Origin of the sequence: Streptomyces sp. NPDC023838 (genome assembly GCF_040639555.1) — a bacterium.
In the GTDB taxonomy this organism is placed as follows: domain Bacteria; phylum Actinomycetota; class Actinomycetes; order Streptomycetales; family Streptomycetaceae; genus Streptomyces.
The window spans coordinates 127955-153731 of record NZ_JBFAAD010000012.1; the positions used below are offsets into that span (position 1 = coordinate 127955).

Sequence of the window (25777 nt, forward strand, 5' to 3'; positions counted from 1 at the left end):
GTCGGCGTCAGCGTTCCATCACCTCCGGCTCGCCCGCCTGCGCCGGAATGGACGCCGCCGCCGAAGCCGAACCCGGGCCCTTGCCGTCACCGTCGCCGTCGGAGTTGATCCGCTCAAGCAGCGCGTCCCGCTCCGGCGTGTCCTCCGGCCTGATCAGGCCGATCACGATGTAGAGAACCAGCGAGATCGCCAGCGGCACCGACACCTGGTACTGGAGCGCCACACTCGTACGGTCCGAGCCGTCCAGGTGGTAGTTGACGAAGAAGAAGGCCACCAGACCCGCCCCCCAGCTGGTGAGCGCCGCCGTAGGCCCGGACTTGCGGAACGTACGCAGCATGCCCAGCATGAACGGGATCGCGATCGGCCCCATCAGCCCGGCCACCCACTTGATCACCACGGTGATGATGTCGTGGAAGGCGGGCGAGTTGACCTGGGTGGCGATGGACATCGACAGGCCCAGGAACACCAGGGTCGAGATGCGCGCCGCCAGCAGCCCCGCCCGCGAGTCCCAGCCGCGCGCCCGCCCGGAGAGCGCCGGCGCGACGTCCCGGGTGAAGACCGCCGAGATGGCGTTGGCGTCCGAGGAGCACATCGCCATCGTGTGTGAGAAGAACCCGACGATGACCAGGCCGAGCAGTCCGTGCGGCAGCAGGCTCTCGGTCATCAGGGCGTACGAGTCGGATGCGTCCGGCTTCTTGGCGTGCACCAGGAGCGGCGCGCACCACATCGGGAAGAACAGGACCAGCGGCCAGATCAGCCACAGGATGGCGGAGAGCAGGGCCGAACGGGTCGCGGAGCGGGCCGAGTCGGTGGCCATGTAGCGCTGGGCCTGGTTCCACATCCCACCCGAATACTCGAACGTCTTTATGAAGAGATAGGCGAGCAGGAACGTCACCGTGTACGGGCCCGCCGTCGGGTGGGTGTGTGCGTCCGGGAGCTTGTCCCAGACGGTCCACAGGGTGCTGAAGCCGCCGAGCTTCGACATCACGGCGATCAGCATCGCGACCCCCGCGCAGAGCTGGATGATGAACTGGCCGAGCTCCGTGAGGGCGTCGGCCCACAGGCCGCCGACCGTGCAGTAGATGCCGGTGATGACGCCCGTGATGAGGATGCCCTGATTGATGGACATGCCCGTGAACACGGAGAGCAGGGTCGCGATGGCCGCCCACTTCGCGCCGACGTCGACGATCTTCAGGAGCATTCCGGACCAGGCGAGCGCCAGCTGCGTCGAGACGTTGTAGCGGTTCTTGAGGTACTCGAGCGGTGAGGCGACGTGCAGTCGCGAGCGCAGCCGGTTGAGCCGGGGCGCGAAGAGCTTGGCGCCGATGCCGATGCCGACCGCGATGGGGAAGGACCAGGTCACGAAGGACGTCACGCCGTAGCGGTACGCGATCCCCGCATACCCCGTGAACATCACCGCGCTGTACCCGGACATGTGGTGCGAGATGCCCGAGAGCCACCACGGCATCTTGCCGCCCGCCGTGAAGAAGTCGGAGACGTCGTCCACCCGCTTGTGGGACCAGACGCCGATCGCGACCATCACGCCGAAATAGCCGATGAGCACAGCCCAGTCGAGACTGTTCATTGTCCCCTCCGAGGGGTCCGCCTTGTGAACGTCGATGTGTCTGCCGGTGCTCTTCGTCAGTTACGTCCGGCTCAGCGGGCCCCGTGCGGGAGCGGGGACTTCCGGGGATTGAACCGCCTGTTCGGAGGCGTGGTCAAGGCCTTCAACGGTCATGGATATGAACACAGATCAGGAAGCAGAACGAATTTGCCGTGCCTTTACTTCATCGAGTGTTGTCGCCCCCAGGGCCCCCGCCACACCATGAACGGGCCACTTCGTCAGACGCGTACACACGTGCACACGTACAGGCGTACACGCCTACATACGTGAGCGGCCGCACGGGATGCGGGTCCCGTGCGGCCGAGAGAGGCGGGTCCACCTGGTTCCACCGGTCCGACTAGCGCATGACTTCGCCCGCGTTCACCAGCAGCGACTGCCCCGTGATCGCCCTCGCCCGGTCCGACGCCAGGAAGGTCACCGCCTCCGCCACGTCCCCGTCGGTCGCCAGCTCCGGCAGGGCCATCCGCTCGGTCAGGCGCCCGAGCACCTCGGCCTCGGGGACCTTCTCGGTGTGCGCGGTGAACCGGACGTACGCCTGCACCGGCGGGCCCCACATCCAGCCGGGCAGCACCGTGTTCACCCGGATCCGGTGCGGGCCGAACTCGCGCGCCATGGAGTACATCGCCGACGTCAGCGCCCCCTTCGACGCCGCGTACGCGGCCTGGCGCACCTGGGACGGCGCGGCGATGGCCGACTGCGTGCCGATGACGACCACCGAGCCGCCGCGCTCCTTGAGGGCCGGCAGGCACGCCCGGGTCATCCGCAGCGTGCCGAGCAGATTGACGTCGAGTACGCCCTGCCAGGTGGCGAGGTCGGCGTCCTCGACGCCGCCGAAGTAGCTGTCCCAGGCGGCGACATGGACCACCGCGTCGATCCGCCCGAACCGCTCCACCGCGAGGGCGGCCAGCGCTTCGCACGATGCCTCGACCGTGATGTCGGTGGGCCGGTACGCGGTGTGCGCGCCCTCGGGGTCGATCTCGTGGGCCGCCTTGACGAGGTTCTGCTCGGTCCGCGCCCCGAGTACCGCGTTGCCCCCGTCCCGTACGACGGTCGCGGCCACCTGGTGACCGAGCCCGGCGCCGACGCCGGACACGACGACCGTCTTCCCGTTCAGCAACATCTGGGCGCCTCCCGGCTCTGGCACTTCCTCTGACGGGGCGTCAGAGTAGGGCGGTCCGGAGCAGGAGGGAAGGGGAGCGTCGTGAGCGAGGAGGCGTCGTGAGCGAGGAGACGAGGAGCCAGGAGTACGCGGAGCTGGCGGCGGTCGGGCCGTACGGGGTGCACCCCGGCCACGCCCTGATCACCATGGTGGAGCCGCACCCGGGCCACGAGTACGCGTACAACCGCTGGTACGAGGACGACCACTACTACGCCGGGGCCATGGCCATGCCCTGGATGTTCGCGGGGCGGCGCTGGGTGGCCACCCGCGAGCTCCAGGAGCTGCGCTACCCGGAGAAGTCCGCGATCGCCCAGCCGGTGACCGCCGGGTGCTACCTCTCCACGTACTGGATCACCGACGGCCGCTACGACGACCACATGAAGTGGACCGTCGGCATCAACCGGCGGCTCAACCGGGACGGCCGCGTCTACCAGGACCGTACGCACGTCTTCACCGCCTTCCAGGACCACGAGGCGACCGTCTACCGCGACGGGGCGGCGGGCCCGCGCGACTACCACGCCCTCGACCACCCGTACGCGGGGCTCGTGCTCCAGGTGATCGACGCCGAAGGGCCCGGGCAGCGTTGCGAGTTGGTGGAGTGGCTGCGGTCGCGGCATCTGCCGCGCCGGCTGACGGGCGGGCCCGCCGCGCTGGTGACGGTCTTCCGGCCGACCCCGTTGCCGGGCGACCGGATGACGTACGTCAAGCAGGTCGAGGGGGTCGACACCCGGCTGACGCTGCTGTGGTTCCTGGAACGCGACCCGGCCGAGGTGTGGGAGGAGCACTTCGCGGGGCTGGACGCGGCGGTGGCCGAATCGGGGCTGGGGCGCGTCGAGTTGGTCGCCCCCTTCATCCCCACGGTGCCGGGGACGGACCGGTACGTGGACCGGCTGCGTCGGACGGAGTGAGCGCGGGCGGGCCCGGACAGCGACCAGCCCCCTCGGACAGCGACCCGCCCCCTCGGCCCGGACAGCAACCAGCCCCCTCGGCCAGGACGGCGGACCAGTCGAGAGGGCCTTGCTCACTTCGCGGTGGAGCGGTGTGCGGTGGAGCGGTTTGCGATGAAGCGATGTGCGGTGGAGCGGTTTGCGGTGGAGCGGTGCCGGTGAAGGTCAGGCTCCACGCGGCGCGCTGCGGTTGACGTCCTGGATGAAGGCCGACCACGTCTCGGGGGCGAAGTCGAGCATTCCGTTGAGCGGCTTCTTGGAGTCGCGGACGGACACGGTCGAGCGAGGTGCCGCCTTGACTTCCACGCAGTCGCCGTTCACGGCGGAGTACGAGGACTTGGTCCACTCCGTCAGTGCATGCTGCTGAACGCGCATAGTTACTCCGATGGTTGGTCCGGTTGCCCGGGTGATGTGCCGGGCCGCTGAAGGCCAGCGGCTCTGCGTGTGACGCTACGCCGCAACATCACCGATGACAGGGGCCCTTCATCCATCCGGGTGGCATGTTCCATCGGGTTCTTCTCAGTTGGGGTCGCGCAGGTGTACTGTGCGCGCCCACACGGCGCCCCAGGGCTTTTCTCGTGTCACTCGCTCACAACGAGTACCCGTCGACCACACGGTGGATGAACGCCCGCGACTGCTCGGCGCTGAGCGCCTTGGCCCTCAGGTGCTCGTACATCACCGTGTAGCTCTGGACGTCGTTGGCCTTCTCCAGATAGAGGTCGCTGGTCACGCCCTCCAGGTAGACCACGCTCGCGTCCATGGCGTCGTGGAACTCCAGGATGGCGAACTTCCCGTACATGCCCGGGTGCGCGCCCGCGTCGTACGGCAGCACCTGGAGCGTCACGTGCGGCTGCTCGCTCAGCTGCGCCAGGTGCAGCAGTTGGTCGCGCATGATCCGCTCGTTGCCGACCACGCGGCGCAGCAGCGCCTCGTCGATGACCGCCCAGAAGCGCAGCGGATTGGTCGGGTCGGTGAGCCGGTCCTGGCGTTTGAGCCGGATCTGGATCCGTTTGTCGATGTCGCTGGTGGCGGCCTCGGGCCACATGCCCTCGATCACCGCCTGCGCGTACTCGCGGGTCTGGAGCAGCCCGGGCACGATCAGCGACTCGTAGACGCGCAGGCTCGCCGCGTCCGTCTCCAGACCGATGTACACGCTGTACGGGATGTCGCCGAAGGCGTGCCACCAGCCCTGCTGCCGGGAGTCCTTGGCCATCTGCATCAGCGAGTCGACGATCCGGTGGTCCTCGACCTCGTACACCCCGCACAGATCGCGTACGTCGCGCTGGCTGATGGAGCGGCGGCCGTTCTCCAGGCGGCTGATCTTCGACTGGGAGACCAGCAGGCGCTCGGCGACCTCCTCGGCCGTCATGCCCTTGAGCTCGCGGAGTCGACGGAGCTCCTGGCCCAGTCGGCGTCGCCTGACGGTGGGATTGACGTTGGACGCCACGGGAACTGCACCTCCGGCTGCGGCACTTCTGCTGTTCTTCTGCTCTTTCGCTCTGCAGACTGCCACCAATGTTCCGGGCCGCGCTGGGAAATGGCCACACACGGTGGGGTACCGGCTACCGGGGGTACGAGCGCCGGGCCTCGGCAGACGCGAAGCGCGCGGGACCGGCGAAGGCCGGCCCCGCGCGCCCGTGGTGCGACTCCCGAACCGGGTCGTGAGGGGGACGTCGGTGCGGCGGGTGGTGCGGGGTGGTGCCCTGGTGCTGGGTGGTGCGGGTGGTGCAGGTGGTGCCTGGGGTGGTGCCGTCGTGCTCTCGTGCCTGAGGTGGTGCCGTCGTGCTCTCGTGCCTGGGGTGGTGCCGTCGTGCTCTCGTGCCTGGGGTGGTGCCGTCGTGCTCTCGTGCCTGAGGTGGTGCCGGAGCGGCCGCTAGTGGGCCACGGCGCGGGCCATGCTGCCGCGGTGCGGCTGCATCGGAACGCCGGGCGCGGTGGCGGTCGCGGTCGCGCGGGTGCCCGCCGCGGCGCCGGTACCGGTGCCGTTGGCGCTGCGGCGCGGCTGTGCGCCCACTCCGTTCTGGACGTCCATGACGGCGTGCGCCACCAGTCCGCCCATGGGGTCGTGCCTGATCAGATCCCGGAGGCGGGAGCGCGATGAACGCCCCTCGTTGCCGGGGTAGAGGTGCTTGCCGAGTCCGACCGCATGGGCCAGGGCGGCGAGCGCCGCGGTCCGCGGGTCCGGCGGTACGCCGGTGCGGATCGCACTGTCCAGCCGGGCCCTGATGTCCCGGCTGATCGCCGTGTCCGTCGCCTGGTAGCGAGTCGTCGGCAGCACTCCGCACATCTGGCCCGCCACGGCATGGACCATGCCGCACCGCTCCAGGTGCGCGAGGTAAATCTGGCGCAGCCCCAGTCGGGGCCCGCCGATCCAGTGGACGGCCCGGACCGGGCTGCCGCGCCTGCGCAGCAGTTCCAGTGCGGAGTCCAGTGTCGGATCTCCTGTCGGCCGTGCCATCACCACGGCGATACGATCCCCGTCTGGGGCTATCCGTCCTGCCAGAGCCAGCTCCACTAGCTGTGCTCCGGCGAGGCCGAGGTCGAGCGACTGCGGCTGCGCTGTGGTACCCGTGGCCGGGTCCAGAGCGAGCAGCAGAAGCTCCTCCGGAATTGTTCTGCGGCTCCTGCCCATCCATGCCTCCCCGCGTGGATGAATGACAGGGTGACCCCTCTCACATTCATCTGTCGAGAGCGCCTGGGCGGTAAGTACGGGAACCGATAGGTATGTCGTTCTCGTCTAGCACGAGGGTCAACCCCGCACACAGGACACTGGTAGATGGTTCGGACAGGTTCGGACGGCGCCCCGGGGCGCCGGGAGGAGGCATCGGTGGCGGGCGAGTCCCCCGACAGGTCGAAGCAGCAGCAGTCGTCGGGGGAGACGACTCCGAGCGAACGCGATCCCCGTGTGGCGGTGTTCCGCCCGGATGACGGCCCCGGCACCGCGTCCGGTTCCGCGCCGGAGCGGGACGCTTCCGCGAAGGGGTCCGGGGGTGGCTCCGCGGCTGGTTCGGCGAGCGGGTCCGCGAACGGCTCCGCGAGCGGGTCCGCGAACGGCTCCGCGGGCGGGTCTGTGGCCGGCCCGGCCAACGGATCGCCGAAGGGTTCCGCCAACGGTTCCGTGAACGGCTCCGGTGCCGAGCGGGCCACGGCCGGCGGCTCCGCCCCCGTGGACCAGGCGACCGCCGTCTTCCGCGCCCCGCGCCAGGAGGACCACGAGTCCCGCGACACCCGCCTGCGGGCGGCCGTGGCGGCGTGGGTGGCCACGGACGGGGAGGCGGACGCGGACGCGGCCGAGGAGACCGGCTCCGGCTCAGCCGCTGGCTCCGGCTCCGGCTCCGCGAAGGCGGACACCCCGGCTCCGGCCCCGGCTCCGGCTTCGCCTGCCGCCGAGGAGGACACGGACGAGGAGCCAGCCGCCGAGGCTACGCCCGTACGGGAGACCGTGCCCGCGCCGACGGCGGCGCCCGAGACGGATGACGACGCCTCCGACGACGAGCCCGCGGCTCAGGAGCGCGGCGACAGGCCCGCTCCCGCCTCCGACGACGCCTCGGCCCCCGAGCCGGGCGCCAAGGCGGCCGACGAGCCCGCCCAGGACGCCGGGCAGGCCGACAAGCCGGAAGCGAAGCCCGAGGCCAAGGCGAGCCCCGAAGAGACCCCGAACCCCGGGACGGCCTCGAAGCCCGAGACCAAGCCCGAGGCGAAGCCCGAGGCGAAGTCCGAGTCCAAGGCCGAGGCGAAGTCCGAGTCCGGCGCCGAGCCGGGAGCCGACGCGAAGCCCGAGCGGGCCTCCGCGCCCGCCGCCAAGGCCGACGCGAAGTCCGCCCCCGGTACCGAGCCCGCCGCCGACGCGAAGCCCGAGCGCGCCCCCGCGCCCGCCGCCAAGGCAGCCCCCGCCCCCGGCGCCGACAAACCGACCCCCAAGGCCGACGCCGCCGACAAGCCCGGCGCCGACAAGCCCGCCGCCGACAAGCCCGGCGCCGACAAGCCCGCCGCCGACAAGCCCGGCGCCGACGCCCGCGCCGCCTCCTGGGGCGCCAAGCCCAGCGCCGAAGACAGCGCGGGCAAGCCGAGCGCCGAAGACCGCGCGGGCAAGCCCGGCCCCGCCACCGCCGCCACCGGTGTCGACCAGCCCACCACCGCCTTCAAGGCCGTCAAGCCGCCCGTCGTGGATCAGCCGACCACCGCCATCCGGCGGCCGGGCGCGGCCGAGCCGACGGCGGAGCGGGCCAGCACGTTCGTACCGCTGCGCTCCGACGACGTACGTCCGGCGACCCCCAAGGCCCCGGACGCGGGCAAGCCGGAGGCCGAGGCCGCGAAGGCCGCCGCGCCCGCGGCTCCCGCCGCACCCGCCGCGTCCGCCGCGCCGAAGGCCCCCGCCTCGCCCCGCATCTCCGTGCCGGACCCCGACGCCGCCGAGCGGACCCGGCAGCAGCCGCTGCCGCCGAAGCCGCCGCTCGACCTGCTCGCGGAGCTCACCAACACCCCGCCCCCGGCGCAGACCCCGGTCCGCACCGCGGTGCGGCGGTTCAAGATCTGGACCCCGCTGGTCATCCTGCTGCTGATCGTGTTTGCGGTCGTACAGTTCGTACGCCCGCTCCCGGACCCGGCCCTGAAGATGACGGCGGCGCCGCAGTTCACCTTCGACGGTGCCGCGCCGCAACTGCCGTGGCCCCAGGAGGGCCAGGGCCTGATCACCGTGGCGGGCCTCGGCACGGTGGGGCGGTTCGGCGAGGAGAAGCCGGTCCCGATCGCCAGCGTGACCAAGTCGATGACCGCGTACATCATCATGCGCGACCACCCGATGAAGCTGGGCGAGAAGGGCGCCTCCATCCCCGTCGACAAGCTCGCGGAGAAGGAGGGCGGCTACAACAAGACCGGTGACGAGTCGACCCTCGACACCATCAAGGCGGGCCAGACCCTCAGCCAGAAGGACGCGCTCAGTGCGATCATGATTCCGTCCGCGAACAACGTGGCGCGCCTGCTCGCGCGCTGGGACGCGGGCTCCGAGGCGGCGTTCGTCGAGAAGATGAACGCCACCGCGAAGCAGCTCGGGATGACGAACACCACGTACACCGACCCGTCCGGTCTGCAGGCCACCACCGTCTCGACCGCCGTGGACCAGGTGAAGCTGGCCACGGAGCTGGTGAAGGACCCGGCGCTCGTCGACATCACCCGGCAGCCGTTCTGGATCGACCCGAACGGCGTGAAGAGGCGCAACTACAACACCCTCGTGCCGCAGAACGGCGCGATCGGCATCAAGACCGGCTCGACCACCAAGGCCGGCGGCAACCTGCTGTTCGCCGCCACCAAGGAGGTCGGCGGTACCAAGCAGACGATCGTCGGCGCGGTCTTCGGCCAGCACAAGGCCATCTCGATCCTGGACCTGGTCAACAAGGTCAGCAAGGACGTCCTGATCGCCACCCGCAAGTCGCTGACGTCGCAGACGGTGATCAAGAAGGGTGACGTCGTCGGGTACGTGGACGACGGCCTGGGCGGCAAGACCCCCGTCGTCGCCACCAAGGACCTGACCCTCGCCGGATGGCCCAGCCTGGAGGCGGCGATCTCGCTCACTCCCAGTGACGCCAAGGTGCCGCACTCGGCGAAGGCGGGCACAGTGGTCGGCAAGCTGACCGTGGGCACCGGACCCGGCCAGGTCTCCGCCCCGGTCGCCCTCCAGAAGGCCCTCGCCGAGCCCGGCTTCGGGTCGAAGCTGACCCGTCTGGGCTGACCCGTCCGGGCCGATCCGCGAGCCGATGGCGAGCTGATACGGACGAGGGCGCCCCGGTCTCCGGTGGCGCCCTCGTGCTAGCTTCGGTCAACTGGGGGACGCTGGGCGGCGTCCGTATGAACGACGGGGCGAGAGACGTCCTGAGACTGTGTGAGGCGGGAGAGCCGCAGTGACCACCGCTGAGCCGACGCCCACCCGCGCCGACGGCAGCAGCCCTTCTCGGCCGGGTGGACGAATACAGGACGAGAACGACGAGAACAGGGACCCGGTGAGGGAAGAGAACCTGACCGGGGCCCCCGACGCGGCCGCGGTCCTGGACGACGACAGGCCGGTCCCGGACGGGGAGCCGCAGACGGTTCCGGACGAGGAGCCGCAGACGGTTCCGGACGAGGAGCCGCAGACGGTTCCGGACGAGGAGCCGCAGACGGTCCCGGACGAGGAGCCGCAGACGGTTCCGGCACCGGACCCGGCCGCGGGCAAGGCCCCGGACACCGCCACGGACCCGGACAAGGCCCCGGGTACGGCCCCGGGTGCGGGCCGGGACCTGGTGCGGCGCGTGCGGGCCTTCACCGTCCGGCACCCCGTGTACGCCGTCACGGCCATCGCCGCCGTCGGCCACGTCCTCTGGTTCTTCCTCTTCGCCAACAGCGGCGGCGACCTCGCCGCGCAGGACGCCTGGGCCGAGTTCGTCGGCCGCCACCCGGCCTCCGCGTACAACCTGGCCTGGTACGGCGGGATGCACCCCGTCTCGTACAGCGTGGTCTCGCCGTATCTGATGTCGATGCTCGGCGTCCGTTCGACGATGATGATCGCCGGGACCGTGTCGGCCGGGCTGATCACGCTGATCCTGGTGCGGGTGCGGGCCGTCCGCAATCCGCTGCCGTGCGCCTTCGCGGCGCTCTTCGCCTTCCTGTGCAACGCCATGTCCGGCCGTGTGACCTTCGGCCTCGGCACGATGTTCGCGCTCGGCGCGGTCGCGGCGGTCTTCTGCTGGCCGCACCGCTGGCGCACCGAGCGGTGGGCCAAGGGCGCGGTCGCCGCGCCGCTGGCCGGGCTCGCCACGGCGAGCAGCCCGGTCGCGGGCCTCTTCCTCGGGGTGGTCGCGGCCGCGCTATTCCTGAACGGGCGCCGCCCGGGCGCGTACGCCCTCGGTCTGCCGCCGGTCGCGGTCGTGGCGCTCTCCGCCCTGCTGTTCCCCTTCTCGGGCACCCAGCCGATGTCGCTCGCCTCGGTGTCGCTGCCGTTCCTCTTCGCGGTGATCATCCTCTTCGCGGTCCCGAAGGACTGGAGGACGGTCCGCACGGGGGCCGCGGTGTACGGGATCGGCACGCTGCTCACCTGGCTGATCGACTCGCAGATCGGGTCCAACGTGACCCGGCTCGCGATGCTCTTCGCGGGCGTGGTGTTCCTGGCCGCCCTGCCGTACGTGGCACCGCGCTCGCGCAAGTGGTACGCGCTGGTCATCGCCTTCGCGGGGATGAACTTCTGGGTCGGCTTCAAGGCCGCCGACGACATCATCAGCACCCTGCCGGCCGCGTCCTGGGCGCGCGAGCTCGCGCCGCTCGTGGACCAGCTCCAGGAGGTCGGCGCCGAGCGCGGGCGCGTCGAGGTGGTCCCCGCCTCCAGCCACCGCGAGGCCTCGGCGCTGGCGCCGTACGTCAACCTCGCCCGGGGCTGGAACCGCCAGGCCGACATGGAGCGCAACCCGCTCTTCTACGACGACACGCTGAACCCGTCGAGCTACCACGGCTGGCTGGACCGCTGGGCCGTCCACTACGTGGTGCTGCCGATGGGCCCGGCGGACTCCAACGGCGCCGTGCAGGAGGCCAAGCTGGTCGAGAAGGGCCAGCCGTACCTGAAGGAAGTGTGGAGAAACGCCAACTGGCGGCTCTTCGCGGTCGACAACCCGACCCCGCTCGCCGATCTGCCCGCGGTGGTGGAGCGCGCGGGAGAGGGCGAGTGGACGCTGAAGGTGTCCGCGCCGGGGCGGGTCCTCGTCCGTATCCCGTACTCGCCGTGGCTGAAGCTGGTCGACGAGAAGGGGAAGGGTGTGGAGCCGCCGCAGGAGACTGCGGAGTCGAAGCGGCGGGGGCACGGGGAGCCCAAGACGTACACGAATCCGAACGGGTGCCTGTGGAAGGCGGCGGAGGACGCGGCGGGGGACGAGTGGACGGAGCTGCTGGCTCCGCATGCCGGTACGTATCGGCTTGCCGCGCCGTACAGTCTCCGCCGGGGGACGGCGTGCCCGACGGAACTCCGCCCGGACCGTTAGCCCCGGGGGCTACGCCCCCGCCCCCCCGGGGGTGGGGGGCTTGCGGCCCCGGGCCCCTGCCCCGTCGGCGCGTGGCCTGCGGCCCCCGGTGCGGGGCTCTGCCCTCGGGCCCCTGTGCCCCTGGGCCTGCGGCCCCTGCGCCCCGCTTCGGGGCTTCGCCCCGGCCCCTGTTCGTCTGCGGGCCGGTGGGGGCTGGTCGCGCAGTTCCCCGCGCCCCTAAGGGACGGGGCCTGCGGCCCCTCCCCCCTGTTCAGGGCTCCGGCGCCTCCCCCCCCAGCTGTGGGCAATCGTGCCGCCAGGGCGGCACGGGTGGGCACAGCGGCACCCCGTTGCCGGGTAGGCACGCCCCCCGCCTCAGCCCCGGCCGCACCCGCACGCGCCGTGGCGGTCGCCGCGTACCCGCGGGTGGGTACGCCCCCGCCTCAGCCCCGGCCGCACCCGCACGCGCCGTGGCGGTCGCCGTGTACCCGCGGGTGGGTACGCCCCCGCCTCAGCCCCGGCCGCACCCGCACGCGCCGTGGCGGTCGCCGTGTACGCCTGTCAGGGAGGCCGGGCGGGGTGCGGAGCGGGGCCGGGGCGGGGGTGTGGTGCCCTCGTGCACCACCCGGCCGCCCACCAGGGTCAGACGGACCCCCACCCCCGACACCTCCGCGATCGGCACCCGCGTCACGTCCCGGTCCAGCACCACCAGATCCGCCGCCATCCCCGGCAGCAGGCGCCCGCTGACCCGCTCCATGCGCAGCTGGTGCGCCGTCCCGGCCGTGTGCATCCGGAGGGATGAGGCGCGGCTCAGACCCTCCAGTTCCGGGTAGAGCGCTCCCTCCCCCGCCTCCGCCCCCTCCCGGTCCACCGCCGTGCGGATCTGGTTCCAGGTCTGGAGCGGGTCGACCGGCCAGTCGGAGCCGCCCGCGAGCGCCGCCCCGTGGCGCTCCAGGCTGCGCGCGGGGTACATCAGCCGGTGCCGCTCCGCCCCGATGTACGGCAGCAGCGCCTCCATCGTCCAGATGTCCCGCATCGCCCACTGCAACTGCATGCACGCCACCACCCCGAGCGGCGCGAAGCGGCGGTGGTCGGACGGGTGGACCAGCTGGAGGTGCGCCACGGTGTGGCGGTTGCCGCGGCGGCCGTTGGCGCGCACCGCCGCCTCGTACCCGTCGAGCGCCGTCCGTACCGCCCGGTCCCCGATGGCATGCGCGTGCAACTGCCAGTCCGCCCGGTCGAAGACCGTCGCCAGCCGGCCGTAGTCGGCGGCGGAGACGTACAGATCACCCCGGTGCCCGGTCGGCCTGCCCTCCGCGTCCAGGTACGGGCTCAGCAGCGCCGCCGTCTGCGACGGGTATTCGATCACCCCGTCCAGGAACACCTTCGCCGTCCCGAACCGCAGCCCGGGCACCTGCCCGTACCGCGCCCGCAGGTCCCGTACGTGACGCAGCGCCCCCGCCGGGTCCTTCGCCAGGTCCGGGCCGATCAGCAGCGCGGGCACGATCCGCTGGGGCAGGCGGCCCGTGGCGGCCAGCGCGGCGTACGTGTCGAGCTGGTGCGTGTCCACCGACGCGTCCATGAACGTGGTGATGCCCGACGCCGCCGCCTGCGCCAGTGCCTTCGCACAGGCGTCCAGGAGCTGCGCCCGCGTCGGTGGCGGGATCACCCTCGTCAGGAGGTCCTGGGCGGTGTCCTTCAGGAGGCCGCCCGGCTTTCCGTCCGCGTCGCGCACGATCTGGCCGCCCGCCGGATCGGGGGTGGCGGCGGTGATCCCGGCGAGGTCCAGAGCGCGCTGGTTGGCCCACGCGTTGTGCCCGTCGTTGCCGATGAGCGCGATCGGGCGGCGGGTGGGCAGCGCGTCGAGCACGCGGTGGTGCGGGACGGTCCCGGCGGGGAGCAGCCCGACCGGGTTCCAGTCCTCGACCACCAGCCAGCCGTCCGGCTCGTGCGCCGCGTCGGCGGACAGGAACTCCCGTACGGCGTCCTGGAGTTGGGGGACCGTCAGGGTCGCTCCGCCCAGGGACGGGTGCAGGGAGCGCTCGCCCGCGCCCAGTGGGTGGGCGTGGCCGTCGTGGATGCCGCTCATGACCGTCGCCCCGCGCGCGTCCACCACCTCGGTGTCGCGCCCCACGAACCGCCGCAGCGCCGCGTCGCTCCCGGTCGCGAGCACCTTCCCGTCCCGGCCGACCGCCACGGCCTGCTCGACGGGTGCGTGCGCCTCGCCGGTGAGGACCCGCGCGTGGTGCACCACCAGCGCCGCCGAGCGCCGCCGGGAGGCGGAGGCGGAGGCGGAGGCGGTACCCGGGGACGCCAGGGGGAGGGCGACCGCGGCGCCCAGGCTCGTCGCCAGGATCCGGCGGCGGGAAGGTGTCGAGCTCGGATTCACGGGGACTCCTGGGGGTTCGAGTGGCTCGTCCGCCACGGCACGGTGGTTCGTCGGCTACGGCGCAGTGGTTCGTCGGCTACGGCGCAATGGTTCGTCGGCTACGGCGCAATGGTTCGTCCGCCACGGCACGGTGGTTCGTCCGCCACGGCACGGTGGTTCGTCCGCCACGGCGCAGTGGTTCGTCCGCCACGGCGCAGTGGCTCATCCGCCACCGCACAGCGGCTCGTCCGACACCGCACCCTTCGCGATTAATCCCTTAACCACCACCGCCCCGGCGCAGCCGATCTGCCCCGCGAACTCCCGCTCGGGCGACGGATTCCGTACGCTGAGCCCGTGCCCCGAGTGACCCTCACCGACGTGGCCCGCGCGGCCGAGGTGTCCGTGGCGACCGTCTCCAACGCCCTGAACGGCACCGGCCGCATGGCCGAGCCGACCCGGGCTCGCGTCCGGGCGACCGCCGCCGCGCTCGGCTACGGCGAGCCCCCGCCGCGTACCCTCGCCCTCGCCGTCACCACGTACGGCACGCTCTCCTGGGACTTCGCCGGCATCCCGTTCTACGCCCGCGCGATCAGCGCCGCCACGGCCGCCGCCCACCGGCGCGGTTACGCCCTGATCGCCCTCCCGGCCGCGCCCGCCGAGACGCTGTGGCGGACCGTGCCCGTCGCCGGGGTGGTGCTCCTGGACAGCCCGGCCGACGACCCCGTCGTCCGCATCCTGCGCGCCCGGGGCCTGCCGCTGGTCTTCGACGGCCGCCCGGCCCGGCTCGGCGCGCGCGAGGCGTGGGTGGACAACGACCACCGGGCCACCACGCACGACGTCCTGGACCACCTCGCCGAGCGCGGCGCGCGCCGGATCGCCCTGATCGCGGGGCCGGGCGAGGAGCACTACACGCGCAGCTGCCGGGCGGCGTACGAGGAGTGGTGCGCCGCGCACGCGGCCGAACCCCGGGTCGTGCCGCTGGACTTCGGCGACCGCGACGGCCGCACCCTGGACGCCCTGCTCGGCGGACCCGGCCGGCCGGACGCCGTGTACGGCCTCTACGATCCGTGCGGCCACCGCCTCCTCGCCTCGGCGGCCCGCCGGGGACTGCGGGTGCCGGACGACCTGCTCGTGGTGTGCGCGAGTGAGGATCCGGCGTACGAGACCACCGCCCCGCCCGTCTCCACCGTCACGCTCGCCCCGCACCGCACGGCCGGGGCCGCGGTGGCCGCGCTCGCGGACCTCGTCGAGGGCGGCCAAGGCGGGGCTGGACAGACCGTCCCGGCGCGCCTCACGCCGAGGGAGTCGTCCCTGCGGGCCATGGGCTGAGCCTCGGCATCCACGGGGACGGAGGCCGAGCCGCCGCGGGCGGGGCGCGCGTGCCTGGGTGGGGCCCGGGTGCCCGGGTGCGGTCCGTGTGGCGTTGTCGAGCTCAGTGGTTGGCGTAGATGAACGCCACGGACACTTCAGGACGTCGCGGACAGGCCCAGTAGACCTGTTCGGCGCTCGTCATCACGCGCATCGGGTGCGGGTGCCCGGGGCAGGGAGGGAACGGGCTGCTCCGGAAGAGCTCCTGGCCGGCGTCAGCGCCAGGTGCGACCGCCCCCTCGTAGAGGGAGATCTTCTTCGTGCGCGGCACACACAGACGCCGGCCTGTAGCCGGATCCGTAGCATCGGATGCCGCCTCGCTGAGCGGGCTTGGGATCGGCGTTCGCGTGCTGGGGAACCCGCTGACGTTAATGCCACGGCCACGACGAACAGCGCGCGCGTCTCCCCGGGCAGATGATGTGCTGCACCCCCTCTCGCCTTCGGGAGGGAGGCGGCACTTTCGTCATCTCCCCGTACACCAAGGGGAGTAGCGTTCTGACTGTCCAGGTTCAGAACGGAGTTCAGTATGCCCGATCAGACTGACAACGCGCCGGACACCGAAACCTTTGCGCAGCGCGTGCGACGCTCTCGGGAGCGGAAAGGGATGACGCGCGCTCACGCAGCTGCCCGAGTAGGCAAGTCCATGGAATGGTGGAAAGCCATCGAATCCGGACACCTCCGCATGCCGCGCCTGCCCATGCTCATGCGCATGGCCGACACCCTCGACGTCGCGTCCCTCGCCGACCTCACCGGCGACGACCGCGTCACCGCGTCCACGTACCGCAACGCTGCCCACCCATCGCTCCAGCGAGTGAAGAAGGCCCTCACCGCCTACACGCTCACCATCCCGGACACCGAGCCGCCTCGAATCGAGGATCTGACCGCGCGCGTACGCCAGTCATGGCTGCTGTGGCACGGCATCGGTGACCATCGAACCCATGTCGCCGATGTGTTGCCCGGGCTGCTGACCGATCTCCAGACCGCAACGCGGACCCTTGACGGCAGCCCGCGGCGTCGGGCCCTGGCTGCGCTCGCCGAGGTGTACCACCTCACCCAGCTCTACCTGTCCTTCCAGCCCGTGCCTGAGCTCGTGCTGCTGACTGGGGACCGGGCCATGGCAGCCGCGCAGGATGCCGACGATCCGCGCGCGATCGCCGGGGCCGCCTGGTACATGAATCACGTCTACCGCGACGCCGGGGAGGCGGCCGATGCCCGCGTGGACCTCGCCATGCGGGCTGCCGAGCTACTGCGTCGGGACCGCGGGGAAGAGGACACCGCGCGCTGGGGACTCCTGCATCTGGCAGCCGCTCTGTCGTACGCGAAGACCGGCCGTTCCGGGCCGGCCGAGCATCATTGGGACATGGCAGACGATGCGGCGCGGGCACTTGGCGCGTCGTACAGCCACCCGTACCTGATCTTTGGGCGGGGCATGGTGGACGCCTACCAACTCACCATGCGCGTCGATCTCGTTCAGCGCGGTCCCGCTGTCGACGCGGCCGGCGGCCTCGACGTGTCCTCGATGCCGTCGGCGACCCGGCGGGGATTCCACGCGATCGAGTCGGCGCGCGCATACAGCCTGGCGGGCGAGGACATCGCCGTCGTCCACTTCCTCAAGCAGGCCGAGACGCTGTCGCCGGAGACTGCCCGGTACAACCTGTTTGCGCGAGCGACAGTGGTGGACCTCGTCGAGGCGGGCCCGGCAGCAATTCGACCTGACGCGCGTGGGCTGGCTCGCGCGTGGGACGTCCCCGCGTAGGTACGGGTTGTACCTGTAATCGAGTAGGCACGGGCCGTACCCATGATGTCGCCCGCACGCTCCTACGGTCGTCGGTGGAGCCAACCCACCACTGACAAGGGGCTGTCCCGTGTTCGCTCTCCCCATCGGAACCGGCAGGCAAGGCGTGAACGTCGCCCTGTACGCCTCCATCTCAGACGGCAACGACCCGGACGTAGCGCTCGACGCGCTGCGCATGTACGCCACGGCCCAGGCATGGACGGTGACGGCCGCCCTGTACGACGTCGGGCCGCTGGACCGCGCGAAGGACCAACGGCCGGGCCTGGTACGCGTGCTGCGGCTCATGGAGGACGGGCGGATCGAGGGGGTCGTGACGCCGTCGGAGGCTCACCTCGCCGTTGCGCTCCCGCTCCGCGGCCGCGCGGCCGCCGCGTTCATCCGCTACGTCCAGCCCACCGAGGTGATCACGCCGTGATGAACCAGACCAGCAGAGCCATCACCGACTGGCTCGCCTCCGCGCACCACGTGCCCGCGCAGGCCGGGCGGGAGCTCGATGTGGGTATCGCGCTCCTGCGGACGGGCGCCGTGTTCGACGCGATCCGCCTGCCCGCCCCCGTCGTCCACGCGGCGGCGGACAGCGAAGACCCGGACGCCGTCGCCTCGTTCCTCGCTGAGGTCCTCGAGGACGGGGCGGTCATCCATGACGCGTACGGCGTTGGCGTCTGGTACTACGCCCTCGTTCCGCCGGGCACGTACGCCGACTGGCGGGTGCCGGACGTCGAGTGTCTGCGGCCGGGAACGTGGCTGGGAGTGCCGCGCCTCGACCTGACCGCGCGGCCGGGCCCGTACTGGGCCGTGCCACCCAGCGCGGTGGGCAGCGTGTGCGCGGCGCGGGCCGTGGCCGACCTGGTGGCGCTGGGGCAGGGCAGGCTGCTTCAGGTGCCGGCACCGGAGCGGACGCTGTGAGCCCCCGCTCGGTGATCCGTTACGCGGAGTGGATGCTCGGCAGGGACACCACGCCGGGAGCCTCCGAGCCGATCTTCGTGATGGAGTGCACGACGTGCCTCGCCACGTCTGAGCCCGCTGCCTCGCCAGAGGGGCCGGAGGACTGGGCGATCAAGCACACCGCCCGCCGACACGACCACGACGGGTTCCGGGCGCTGGTGACCTCGTTCGCCCGGGTCAGCCCGGCCCCGGGAAATCCGCTGTACGCAGAGCCGCCGTCGCTGCCCCGATGACCGCCCGCCCCCGGCTCTGGTCACGAAACCGGGGGCGGGCGCTGGTCTCTGCGTGGGTCGCTGCCAGCCGCTGGAGCGGCCGGGGCGACGCCCGTACGAGATCGGGGATCGCCTAGCGGGTGAGGTCGTATCCAGCACGCGTCAGACCGTATGCAGTGCGGGAGTTACGGCGAAGAGCCAGAGCCCGTTCCCGTGCGTACGGAATACGTGCCGGCCGACGCTGTCTGACGCGGGCACGGGGTGCTCGGGGGAGCCGGCGCGTGGTCGGAGTGAGGTGCGAGCGACGTCGCGTCAGACCTTCTCGACTCGCACGGAGTGTCCGGCGAGGAGTTGATTCATGTCGTCGGTGTCGGAGGTGAAGACGGTCGCCTGAGCTCCCTGCGCGGCTTCCCGCCCGGCCACAGCCGCCAGAATGGCGTCAAGGGCATATTTGTGCCCATGCAGGCTGGCTGCTTTCAGCATGCCGCGGGCCATGGCGATCAGTTGGTCGTCCGTATGCACGATGCGAATCCGGGACAGCGTCCAGTTCCACAGCGCCTGCCTCGACGTTTCGCGAGGGTGCCACGCCTCCAAGGTCGCGAGGGCCGAGGTGACGATCGGGATGTCGAGCCGCGGAGCCGTCTTGATCAGCGCAGCCATCTCCCGATCGCCCTGAACGGCCTTGGAGAGAGCCTCGGAGTCGAACACAAAGACGCGCTGTCGCGGCTGGTGCAGCTTCGCTCGGGCGGTGCGGGTCACGCGACCTCGTCCGAACGCCGCGATCGCTGCTCGTCATGCCATCCGTCGATGGCGGCGATGCGGTCCAGTGCTGCTTGCTGCTCGTCGTCCGTCACAGCGCCGTGCTCTTCTTCGAGACGTTCGGCCAACTCGCGCAGTCGGTCCATGGCGTCCTGATGAGCGGCGGCGGCGGCGATGTAGCCGGACACCCCGCGCGCGTCGGCGCGTTCTTTGATCGATTCCACCAGCTCTTCCGGCATGGTGATGGTGATCTTCCGGGTTGCCATACTTCAAGTATGCCATGGGCTGTGTGCTCCGCGCCTGGTCAGAACCGGGCTGCGAACCGATACGCAGCCTCAACTTGGGCGCGCGGTTGCGCATCCGGTTCGCAAGCCGACCGCCGCGACCGCTCACCTCAGACCAGGAGATGGCGTGCAATCGTCAGAGGAACGTCACGCGGGTCGCTTCCTGGTCGTGGAAGTAGACGTCCTTCTTCCTTCGTCAGCGGGCCCCGCCCGGCGTGGCCCCGGGCCTGGATCTGGAACCAATTCATGGCTAATGCCATGGCCACGACGAACAGCGCGCCTGCCCGGGAGAGGCAAGCGCGCTGGTCACACAACTGTGCCCCCGGCAGGATTCGAACCTGCGACACCCGCTTTAGGAGAGCGGTGCTCTATCCCCTGAGCTACGGAGGCGCGTCCGGCCCGCCCGTGGTGGGCAGCCCAGGACAGGGTAGCGGATGGTGCTGGGGCGGCGAGGCGGGCGGGCCGGTGCCGGGGTGCGCCGGTCCGTCCGCCGTCGTGGGGCGAGGGGGACCCCGCCGGGGCCGCCCTCATCGCCCACGCCCGCACCCCCCTGCCCCAGGCGCGCTGAGCCCCGATCCGCACACTCGGCCGCCCCGAGCACGCTGAAGCCGAGCCGCAGCCCCGGACTCCGTCAGGTCCGCGCGCTCTCTCGCCGGTACTTGCCAAAGTCCCCGATGCCCGGTTGCCAGTGCGCCTTGCCCCGGAACAGGGTCGCAGCACGACACGACACGACACGACACGACACGACACCACACGACACCACACGCCCCCGGCCACGGCGCACGCCGCACTTGGAGGACAAGCCATGTCCGAGACCACCCAGGCCTCCCAGGAACAGGCCCCCCAGCCCCAACCCTTCCACGAACAGGACGACGCCCAGGTTCGGCGGAACAACCGCGCCGTCGTCGAGCAGTACATGAACTGCCGTGGCGAGGACCGGCTGAAGCGTCATCTGCTCTTCACCGAGGACGGCGTCGGCGGGCTGTGGACCACCGACACCGGCGAGCCCATCGCCATCCGCGGGCGCGACACGCTCGGCGAGCACGCGGTGTGGTCGCTGAAGTGCTTCCCGGACTGGGCGTGGATCAACGTGGAGATCTTCGAGACGCAGGACCCGAACCGGTTCTGGGTGGAGTGCGACGGCGAAGGCAAGATCCTCTTCCCGGGCTATCCCGAGGGGTACTACCAGAACCACTTCCTCCACTCCTTCGAGTTCGAGAACGGGAAGATCAAGCTGCAGCGGGAGTTCATGAACCCGAACCAGCAGCTGCGCGCCCTGGGCATCCCGGTCCCGGTGGTGAAGCGCGAGGGAATCCCCACCTGATGCACGAGTACACGGTGGTGGACGCCTTCGCGCGTACCCCGCTGGCGGGCAATCCGGTGGCCGTGTTCTTCGACGCCGGGGACCTGCCCGCCGAGGTGATGCAGCGGATCGCCAAGGAGATGAACCTCTCCGAGTGCACCTTCGTGCTCCCCGCCGAGCAGGGCGGCGACGCGCGCGTGAGGATCTTCACGCCGGTCAACGAGCTGCCGTTCGCCGGGCATCCGATCCTCGGTACGGCGGTCGCCATCGGGCGCCCGCGCAAGGCGGACCGGCTGCTCCTGGAGACCGCCATGGGCGCCATCCCCTTCGAGCTGGTCCACGACGACGACGCCACCTCCGTACGGATGCTCCAGCCCACCCCCGTCTGGGAGCCGTACGAGCACACCGCGCCGCTGCTCGCGGCGCTCGGGCTCGACGCGTCGGTCACCCCCGTCGAGGCGTACCGGAACGGGCCCCGGCACGTGCTCGTCGGCCTGGAGAGCATCGGTGCGCTCTCCGCCCTGACCCCGGACCACAACGCGCTGCGCGCCTTCCCCGACATGTCGGCCTACTGCTTCGCGGGCTCCGGCACGCACTGGCGCTCGCGGATGTTCTCCCCGGCGTACGGCGTCGTCGAGGACGCGGCGACCGGCTCCGCGGCCGGGCCGCTGGCCATCCACCTGGCGCGCCACGGGCTCGCCGCGTACGGCCAGGACCTGGAGATCCTCCAGGGCGTCGAGATGGGCCGGCCGTCCCCCATGTACGCGAAGGCCGAGGGCGAGGGCGACCGGGTCGGGGCGGTGCACGTCGGGGGGCACGGCGCCGTCGTCGCTCGCGGCACGATCTACGTCTGAGCGAATACGGACAGAGAGGCTGTTCCGTGTCAGTGTCAGTGCCAGTGCCAGTGCCAGTGCCAGTGCCCGCGCCCCTGCCCGTAGACATCGGCGCCCAAGGGCCCGTCCTCGGCCCGGGCTCGGCGGGGTACGAGGACGAACTCGCCGCCCACCAGCTCGGGTTCGGCCAGCGGCCGGACGTCGTGGTCGGCGCGACGGGGCCGGGCGACGTCCGCGCCGCCGTCCGGCTGGCCGTCGGGCGTGGGCTGCCCCTCGCCGTCCAGTCCACCGGCCACGGCCTGCCCGGCGACCGCACCGGCGGCGTCCTGGTGACCACGGCGCGGATGCGCGGCGTGGAGGTCGACCCGGGAAGCCGCATCGCCCGGATCCGGGCCGGGACCCCGTGGGGCGACGTGATCCGGGCGGCGGGGCTCCACGGCCTCGCGCCGCTGTCCGGCAGCACGTTCGGCGTCGGCGCGATCGGCTACACGCTCGAAGGCGGCATCGGCCTGCTGGCCCGCACGTACGGCTTCGCCGCCGACCGGGTCACCGCGGCCGAGGTCGTCACCGCCGACGGCGAGCTGCGGCACGTCACCGCCGGGAGCGACCCCGATCTGTTCTGGGCGCTGCGCGGCGCCGGGGGCAACTTCGGCGTGGTCACCTCGCTCGACCTGGAGCTGGTCCGCCAGCCCAGGATCTACGGCGGCGGGCTGTACTTCGCCGAGCGGTACGTGCCCGACGCCCTGCGCTCCTGGCTGGAGTGGACGGCGGGCGTGGGCGAGGAGACGACCTCCTCGATCGGTCTGGTGGCCTTCCCGGACAAGCCCGCGGTGCCCGCGCCGGTGCGCGGCCGGTACGCCGCGCACATCCGGATCGCCCACACCGGCGGCCCGTCCGACGGCGCGGCGGCGGTCGCCCCGCTGCGCTCCATCGGGCCGTATGTGCTCGACACGCTCACGGAGATGCCGTACACCGCCTCGGATTCCATCTACCGCGACCCGCCGGGCCCGATGGCGTACTACGGCACCAACGTCCTGCTCGACGGGCTCGACGCGGCGACGGCCGGGCGGATCCCGGAGCTGACCGGGCCGGGGTCGGGGCTGAACTGCATCGTTCAGATCAGTCACCTGGGCGGCGCCCTCGCCCGCCGCCCCGCCGTGCCCTCGGCGGTCGGCCACCGCGACGCCCGCTTCCTGGTACGGGTGCTCAGCCGCCTCGCCCCCGGGGCGGGCGAGGCCGTGGCGGGCGCCGAGCGGGCCCGCCACGAACGGGTCTACGCCCTCTTCGGCGACCGGGTCCTCGGGATCGCGCCGAACTTCCTGCTCGGCGGGCCCGTCACGGCCGGGCAGCTGCGGGCCTGCTACGACGCGGCGGACCACGAGCGGCTGACCGCGCTGAAGGCGGTGTACGACCCCGGGAACCTGTTCCGCGGCTACCACCCCATCCCCCCCGGCCCCGCCCGGCGCCCGCTGACCCGGCCCCGCCCGGCGCCCGCTGACCCGGGCCCGTCCGGCGCCCGCTGACCCGGGCCCGGTCGGCGCCCGCTGACCCGGGCCCTCTGCCGGAGGGAGCACCCGGAGGGAGCACCCCATGCCCGGCATCGGCGTGATCGGATGCGCAACCGTGGGGGCGACGCCGACGGCCGCGCTCCCGGCTACGGATGTACGGGGCGCCGCCCCGCCCCGCCGCCCGCTGAGCGGCATCGCCGAATTCGCGGAGGCGCGGCGAATTCACGCCGCCCCCCAACGAATCGCCCGCCGAGCCGAATCCCCCGCCGAACCCCCTGCGGAATCGGCATCGCCGAATACCGGCGATTCGGCCCGGCCCCTTCCCTAAACGCGCCGCCATTGTCGAAATGGTCGATGCCCGACCGACGCGCCGCGCCCGGATTTCGTCCCGTGCGGGCTGGTCGGCCGGCCTGTGAGGCCGGACCCCGCGCGTTCATCTCCGCGTCGCACACGGCCTGTTCGCGGCATCGACGGCCCTCGCCCGATCGCCGCTCGGGGCCCCGCCGCCCGCTGGTCGGCGACTTGACCCGCCCTACTCGGGAACGTAAGTTCGATGAGGGCTTGCGCCCTGTTCCGAGCCAATGGGGGGCGGCGACATGGTGGATGGCAAGGCATTCGCGGATGCCCCGGCGCTGGCCGTTCTGGAACTGCTCGCACTGGATTCACCCCCGGGGCACTTTCAGGAGTTGCTCGACCGCGCCCGCCGCGAAAACCTGCCTCGCGAGCCGCTGGAGGAACTCGAAAGGGCGACCCGTCTCGCCCTGAAAATCCAGGCCTCCAGCCATCAGCGCCGGCAACGGGAGTCGATCATGGCCGACCTGGTGAACACGGTCCACGACATGACGATCCCCTACGACCCCGACACGCTGCTCAAGGTCATCACGAGCCGCGCTCGAAGACTGCTCGGGTTCGACATGGCCTACATCAGTCTGCGCAGGCCCGGCGGCGGCTCGTACGTGCACAGCTCGGACGGTGACACCACCTCGCTCAACGTGGGGCTCGTGGTCGAGGAGAGCCAGGGCCTGGGCGAGTTGGCGCACGAGACGGGCGCGCCCTACTGGACCTCGGACTACCTCAACGACGAGCGGATCCCGCACGGCGAACAGCTCGACGCGGTCGTACGGGCCGAGGGGCTGCACGCCATCATGGTGGTGCCGATCCGCCAGGGCGGCGTCTCCATAGGGGCGTTATACGGGGCGGACCGGGTCGTACGGCACTTCACGCCCGACGAGATCAGCTTCATGCGGTACCTGGCGGACTTCGCCGCGGTCGCCCTGGAGAAGGCCCGCCTCCTGGAGCGCTCCCGGAAGGAGATCGTCGAGCTGGAGTCGGAGGGCGTGCGCGCGCAGGACACCATCGCGCGGCTGCGGCAGCTGTCCGGGGCCCTGGCCTCGCTGGTCGGCCTGGTGCTCGGCGGCGGCGATCTGCACGAACTCGTGAAGGCCGCCGCCGGGACCCTGGACGCCGGGCTCGTGGTGAGCGACGGCTGCGGGCGCACTCTCGCGCGCGCCGGGGAGGCCCCCGAGCTCGACGGGGCGCGTACGCGCGACGCCGCGCTCGAAGCGCACGCGGCGGGCGGCCCCGTCGAGATCGCCCCGAACGTCTGGGCGGCTCCCGTCGGCGCGGGCGAGGAGCGCGGCCTGGTGCTGCTGCGGGCCGAGCGCGAACTCACCGAGGACGAGCGGGACTTCCTCGCCTCCGTGGGCCGGGCGGTGGCGCTCCTGCTGGTGGTGCAGCGCAGCACGGCCGTGGCCGAGGGGCCGCTGCGCGACGAGTTCTTCGCCGGGCTGCTCACCGACGCCACCCAGCCGCCGGGCCAACTCACCCGCCAGGCCTACCGGTTGGGGCTCGACGCGGACGCGCCGCACGTCGTGGTGGTGGCCCGGCCGGAGGGCGGCGAGCACGCCAAGGCGGTGGTGTGGTCCTCGTCGTACGCGTACCGCAGCTCCGGTCTGATGAAGGTGCACGAGGGCGACATCGTGCTGCTGCTGCCCGGCACCGACGCCTCGGCCGTCGCCCGCGCGGTCTCCGGCGAGCTGTCCCCGCTGCTCGCCGCGCCCGTCACGGTGGCGTCGGCGGGCCCCGCCGCCTCGCTCGCCTCGGTGGCCCAGGTGTACCAGGAGGCGCTGCGCTGCTTCGACGCGCTGCTCGCGCTCGACGGCGCGGGCAGCGCCGCCTCCATCGACGACCTGGGCTTCCTCGGGCTGCTGCTCTCCGACGACCACGACGTCGACGGGTTCGTCGCCTCGGTCATCGGGCCGGTGCTCGACCACGACGCCGAGCGCGCGACGCGGCTGGCGGCGACGATGGAGGCGTACTTCGCGGCGGGCAGCAGCCCGACCCGCGCGGCGGGCGGCCTGCACGTCCACCCCAACACGGTGACCCGCCGCCTGGAGCGCATCACGGAGCTGCTCGGCCCCGGCTGGCAGCAGCCCGAGCGCGCCACCGAAGCCCAGCTCGCGTTACGGCTGCTGCGCGCCCGGGACGTCCTGCGCCGCCGACGGGAGGCGGTGCTCGGCCGACGGGAGGCCGCGACCGACGCCCAGGACACCTTGGGGAGCGGCCCGGAGAGCCTGGGGTCGTAGCCGTGCGAGCTCCGGTCGCCCTGGGGTCGTAGCCGAGCGAGCTCGGGTCAGCCTGCGGCCGTGGCCGTACGGGCTCCGGTCAGCCTGCGGCCGTGGCCGTACGGGCTC

General features: G+C 72.2%; 20 protein-coding genes and 1 tRNA gene. 12 read left to right on the forward strand and 9 right to left on the reverse strand.

The genetic code is table 11. The features are described from left to right. Positions 1–7: 7 nt before the first annotated feature. Together AB0G17_RS17510 and AB0G17_RS17515 are read right to left on the reverse strand one after the other, a co-directional pair. Entirely contained in the window at positions 8–1585 is a 1578-nt protein-coding gene (locus AB0G17_RS17510) for a sodium:solute symporter family protein (protein WP_361382685.1), read from the reverse strand. Between the two features lie 376 nt (positions 1586–1961). Next, positions 1962–2744, reverse strand: coding sequence for an SDR family oxidoreductase (locus tag AB0G17_RS17515; RefSeq protein WP_361382688.1), 783 nt, complete (start codon positions 2742–2744; stop codon positions 1962–1964). Positions 2745–2842: 98 nt separating this feature from the next. Between AB0G17_RS17515 and AB0G17_RS17520 the strand changes: the two genes are divergently transcribed. Continuing rightward, on the forward strand, positions 2843–3691 hold the full coding sequence (locus AB0G17_RS17520; RefSeq protein WP_361382691.1) for a hypothetical protein: 849 nt from the start codon (positions 2843–2845) through the stop codon (positions 3689–3691). A 204-nt stretch (positions 3692–3895) separates the two neighbouring features. Here the strand turns inward: AB0G17_RS17520 and AB0G17_RS17525 are convergent, their stop codons facing one another. The 3 genes from AB0G17_RS17525 to AB0G17_RS17535 all read right to left on the reverse strand — a co-directional run bounded on the left by AB0G17_RS17525 (position 3896) and on the right by AB0G17_RS17535 (position 6362). After that, positions 3896–4105 carry a DUF397 domain-containing protein gene (locus AB0G17_RS17525; RefSeq protein WP_361382694.1) on the reverse strand — a complete coding sequence of 70 codons (210 nt, stop codon included), beginning with the start codon at positions 4103–4105 and terminating at the stop codon, positions 3896–3898. A gap of 214 nt (positions 4106–4319) precedes the next feature. Next, entirely contained in the window at positions 4320–5177 is an 858-nt protein-coding gene (locus AB0G17_RS17530) for a helix-turn-helix transcriptional regulator (protein WP_361382697.1), read from the reverse strand. A 426-nt stretch (positions 5178–5603) separates the two neighbouring features. Continuing rightward, a complete protein-coding gene (locus AB0G17_RS17535; RefSeq protein WP_361382700.1) occupies positions 5604–6362 on the reverse strand; it encodes a GPP34 family phosphoprotein in 759 nt (252 codons plus the stop codon). 486 nt (positions 6363–6848) lie between these two features. On the opposite strand from AB0G17_RS17535, the gene AB0G17_RS17540 reads away from it, so the two are divergent. Continuing rightward, complete coding sequence (locus AB0G17_RS17540; protein WP_361382703.1) at positions 6849–9458, forward strand: D-alanyl-D-alanine carboxypeptidase; 2610 nt, start codon at positions 6849–6851, stop codon at positions 9456–9458. 544 nt (positions 9459–10002) lie between these two features. Continuing rightward, positions 10003–11730: an MFS transporter gene (locus AB0G17_RS17545; protein ID WP_361382887.1), complete on the forward strand. Its 1728-nt coding sequence runs from the start codon at positions 10003–10005 to the stop codon at positions 11728–11730. 490 nt (positions 11731–12220) lie between these two features. Here the strand turns inward: AB0G17_RS17545 and AB0G17_RS17550 are convergent, their stop codons facing one another. Beyond that, positions 12221–14098, reverse strand: a complete 1878-nt coding sequence (locus tag AB0G17_RS17550) for an amidohydrolase (RefSeq protein ID WP_361382706.1) — start codon at positions 14096–14098, stop codon at positions 12221–12223. A 333-nt stretch (positions 14099–14431) separates the two neighbouring features. Between AB0G17_RS17550 and AB0G17_RS17555 the strand changes: the two genes are divergently transcribed. The 5 genes from AB0G17_RS17555 to AB0G17_RS17575 all read left to right on the forward strand — a co-directional run bounded on the left by AB0G17_RS17555 (position 14432) and on the right by AB0G17_RS17575 (position 18418). Continuing rightward, the gene (locus tag AB0G17_RS17555; protein WP_361382709.1) at positions 14432–15406 is read left to right on the forward strand and encodes a LacI family DNA-binding transcriptional regulator; all 975 of its coding nucleotides are present in this window, start codon (positions 14432–14434) and stop codon (positions 15404–15406) included. A gap of 565 nt (positions 15407–15971) precedes the next feature. After that, positions 15972–17201, forward strand: coding sequence for a helix-turn-helix transcriptional regulator (locus tag AB0G17_RS17560; RefSeq protein WP_361382712.1), 1230 nt, complete (start codon positions 15972–15974; stop codon positions 17199–17201). 109 nt (positions 17202–17310) lie between these two features. Further along, positions 17311–17655: a hypothetical protein gene (locus AB0G17_RS17565; protein WP_361382715.1), complete on the forward strand. Its 345-nt coding sequence runs from the start codon at positions 17311–17313 to the stop codon at positions 17653–17655. After that, positions 17655–18146 (forward strand): hypothetical protein, encoded by a 492-nt coding sequence (locus tag AB0G17_RS17570; protein ID WP_361382718.1) that lies wholly within the window; start codon positions 17655–17657, stop codon positions 18144–18146. The genes AB0G17_RS17565 and AB0G17_RS17570 overlap by 1 nt, the downstream gene beginning before the upstream one ends. Next, a complete protein-coding gene (locus AB0G17_RS17575; protein WP_361382720.1) occupies positions 18143–18418 on the forward strand; it encodes a hypothetical protein in 276 nt (91 codons plus the stop codon). The genes AB0G17_RS17570 and AB0G17_RS17575 overlap by 4 nt, the downstream gene beginning before the upstream one ends. Before the next feature lie 291 nt (positions 18419–18709). Here the strand turns inward: AB0G17_RS17575 and AB0G17_RS17580 are convergent, their stop codons facing one another. From AB0G17_RS17580 to AB0G17_RS17590, 3 genes are all read right to left on the reverse strand, one after another. Next, a complete protein-coding gene (locus AB0G17_RS17580; protein ID WP_361382723.1) occupies positions 18710–19156 on the reverse strand; it encodes a hypothetical protein in 447 nt (148 codons plus the stop codon). Then, positions 19153–19422 carry a hypothetical protein gene (locus AB0G17_RS17585; protein WP_361382726.1) on the reverse strand — a complete coding sequence of 90 codons (270 nt, stop codon included), beginning with the start codon at positions 19420–19422 and terminating at the stop codon, positions 19153–19155. The genes AB0G17_RS17580 and AB0G17_RS17585 overlap by 4 nt, the downstream gene beginning before the upstream one ends. A gap of 335 nt (positions 19423–19757) precedes the next feature. Next, a tRNA-Arg gene (locus AB0G17_RS17590) sits at positions 19758–19830 on the reverse strand. Between the two features lie 415 nt (positions 19831–20245). Between AB0G17_RS17590 and AB0G17_RS17595 the strand changes: the two genes are divergently transcribed. The 4 genes from AB0G17_RS17595 (at position 20246) to AB0G17_RS17610 (ending at position 25669) form a co-directional block, all read left to right on the forward strand. Then, the gene (locus AB0G17_RS17595; RefSeq protein ID WP_361382729.1) at positions 20246–20764 is read left to right on the forward strand and encodes a PhzA/PhzB family protein; all 519 of its coding nucleotides are present in this window, start codon (positions 20246–20248) and stop codon (positions 20762–20764) included. Further along, positions 20764–21597, forward strand: a complete 834-nt coding sequence (locus AB0G17_RS17600; RefSeq protein WP_361382732.1) for a PhzF family phenazine biosynthesis protein — start codon at positions 20764–20766, stop codon at positions 21595–21597. Before AB0G17_RS17595 ends, AB0G17_RS17600 begins: the two co-directional genes overlap by 1 nt. Before the next feature lie 62 nt (positions 21598–21659). Further along, on the forward strand, positions 21660–23099 hold the full coding sequence (locus AB0G17_RS17605; protein ID WP_361382735.1) for an FAD-binding oxidoreductase: 1440 nt from the start codon (positions 21660–21662) through the stop codon (positions 23097–23099). A 581-nt stretch (positions 23100–23680) separates the two neighbouring features. After that, entirely contained in the window at positions 23681–25669 is a 1989-nt protein-coding gene (locus AB0G17_RS17610) for a GAF domain-containing protein (RefSeq protein WP_361382738.1), read from the forward strand. Positions 25670–25777 lie beyond the last annotated feature (108 nt).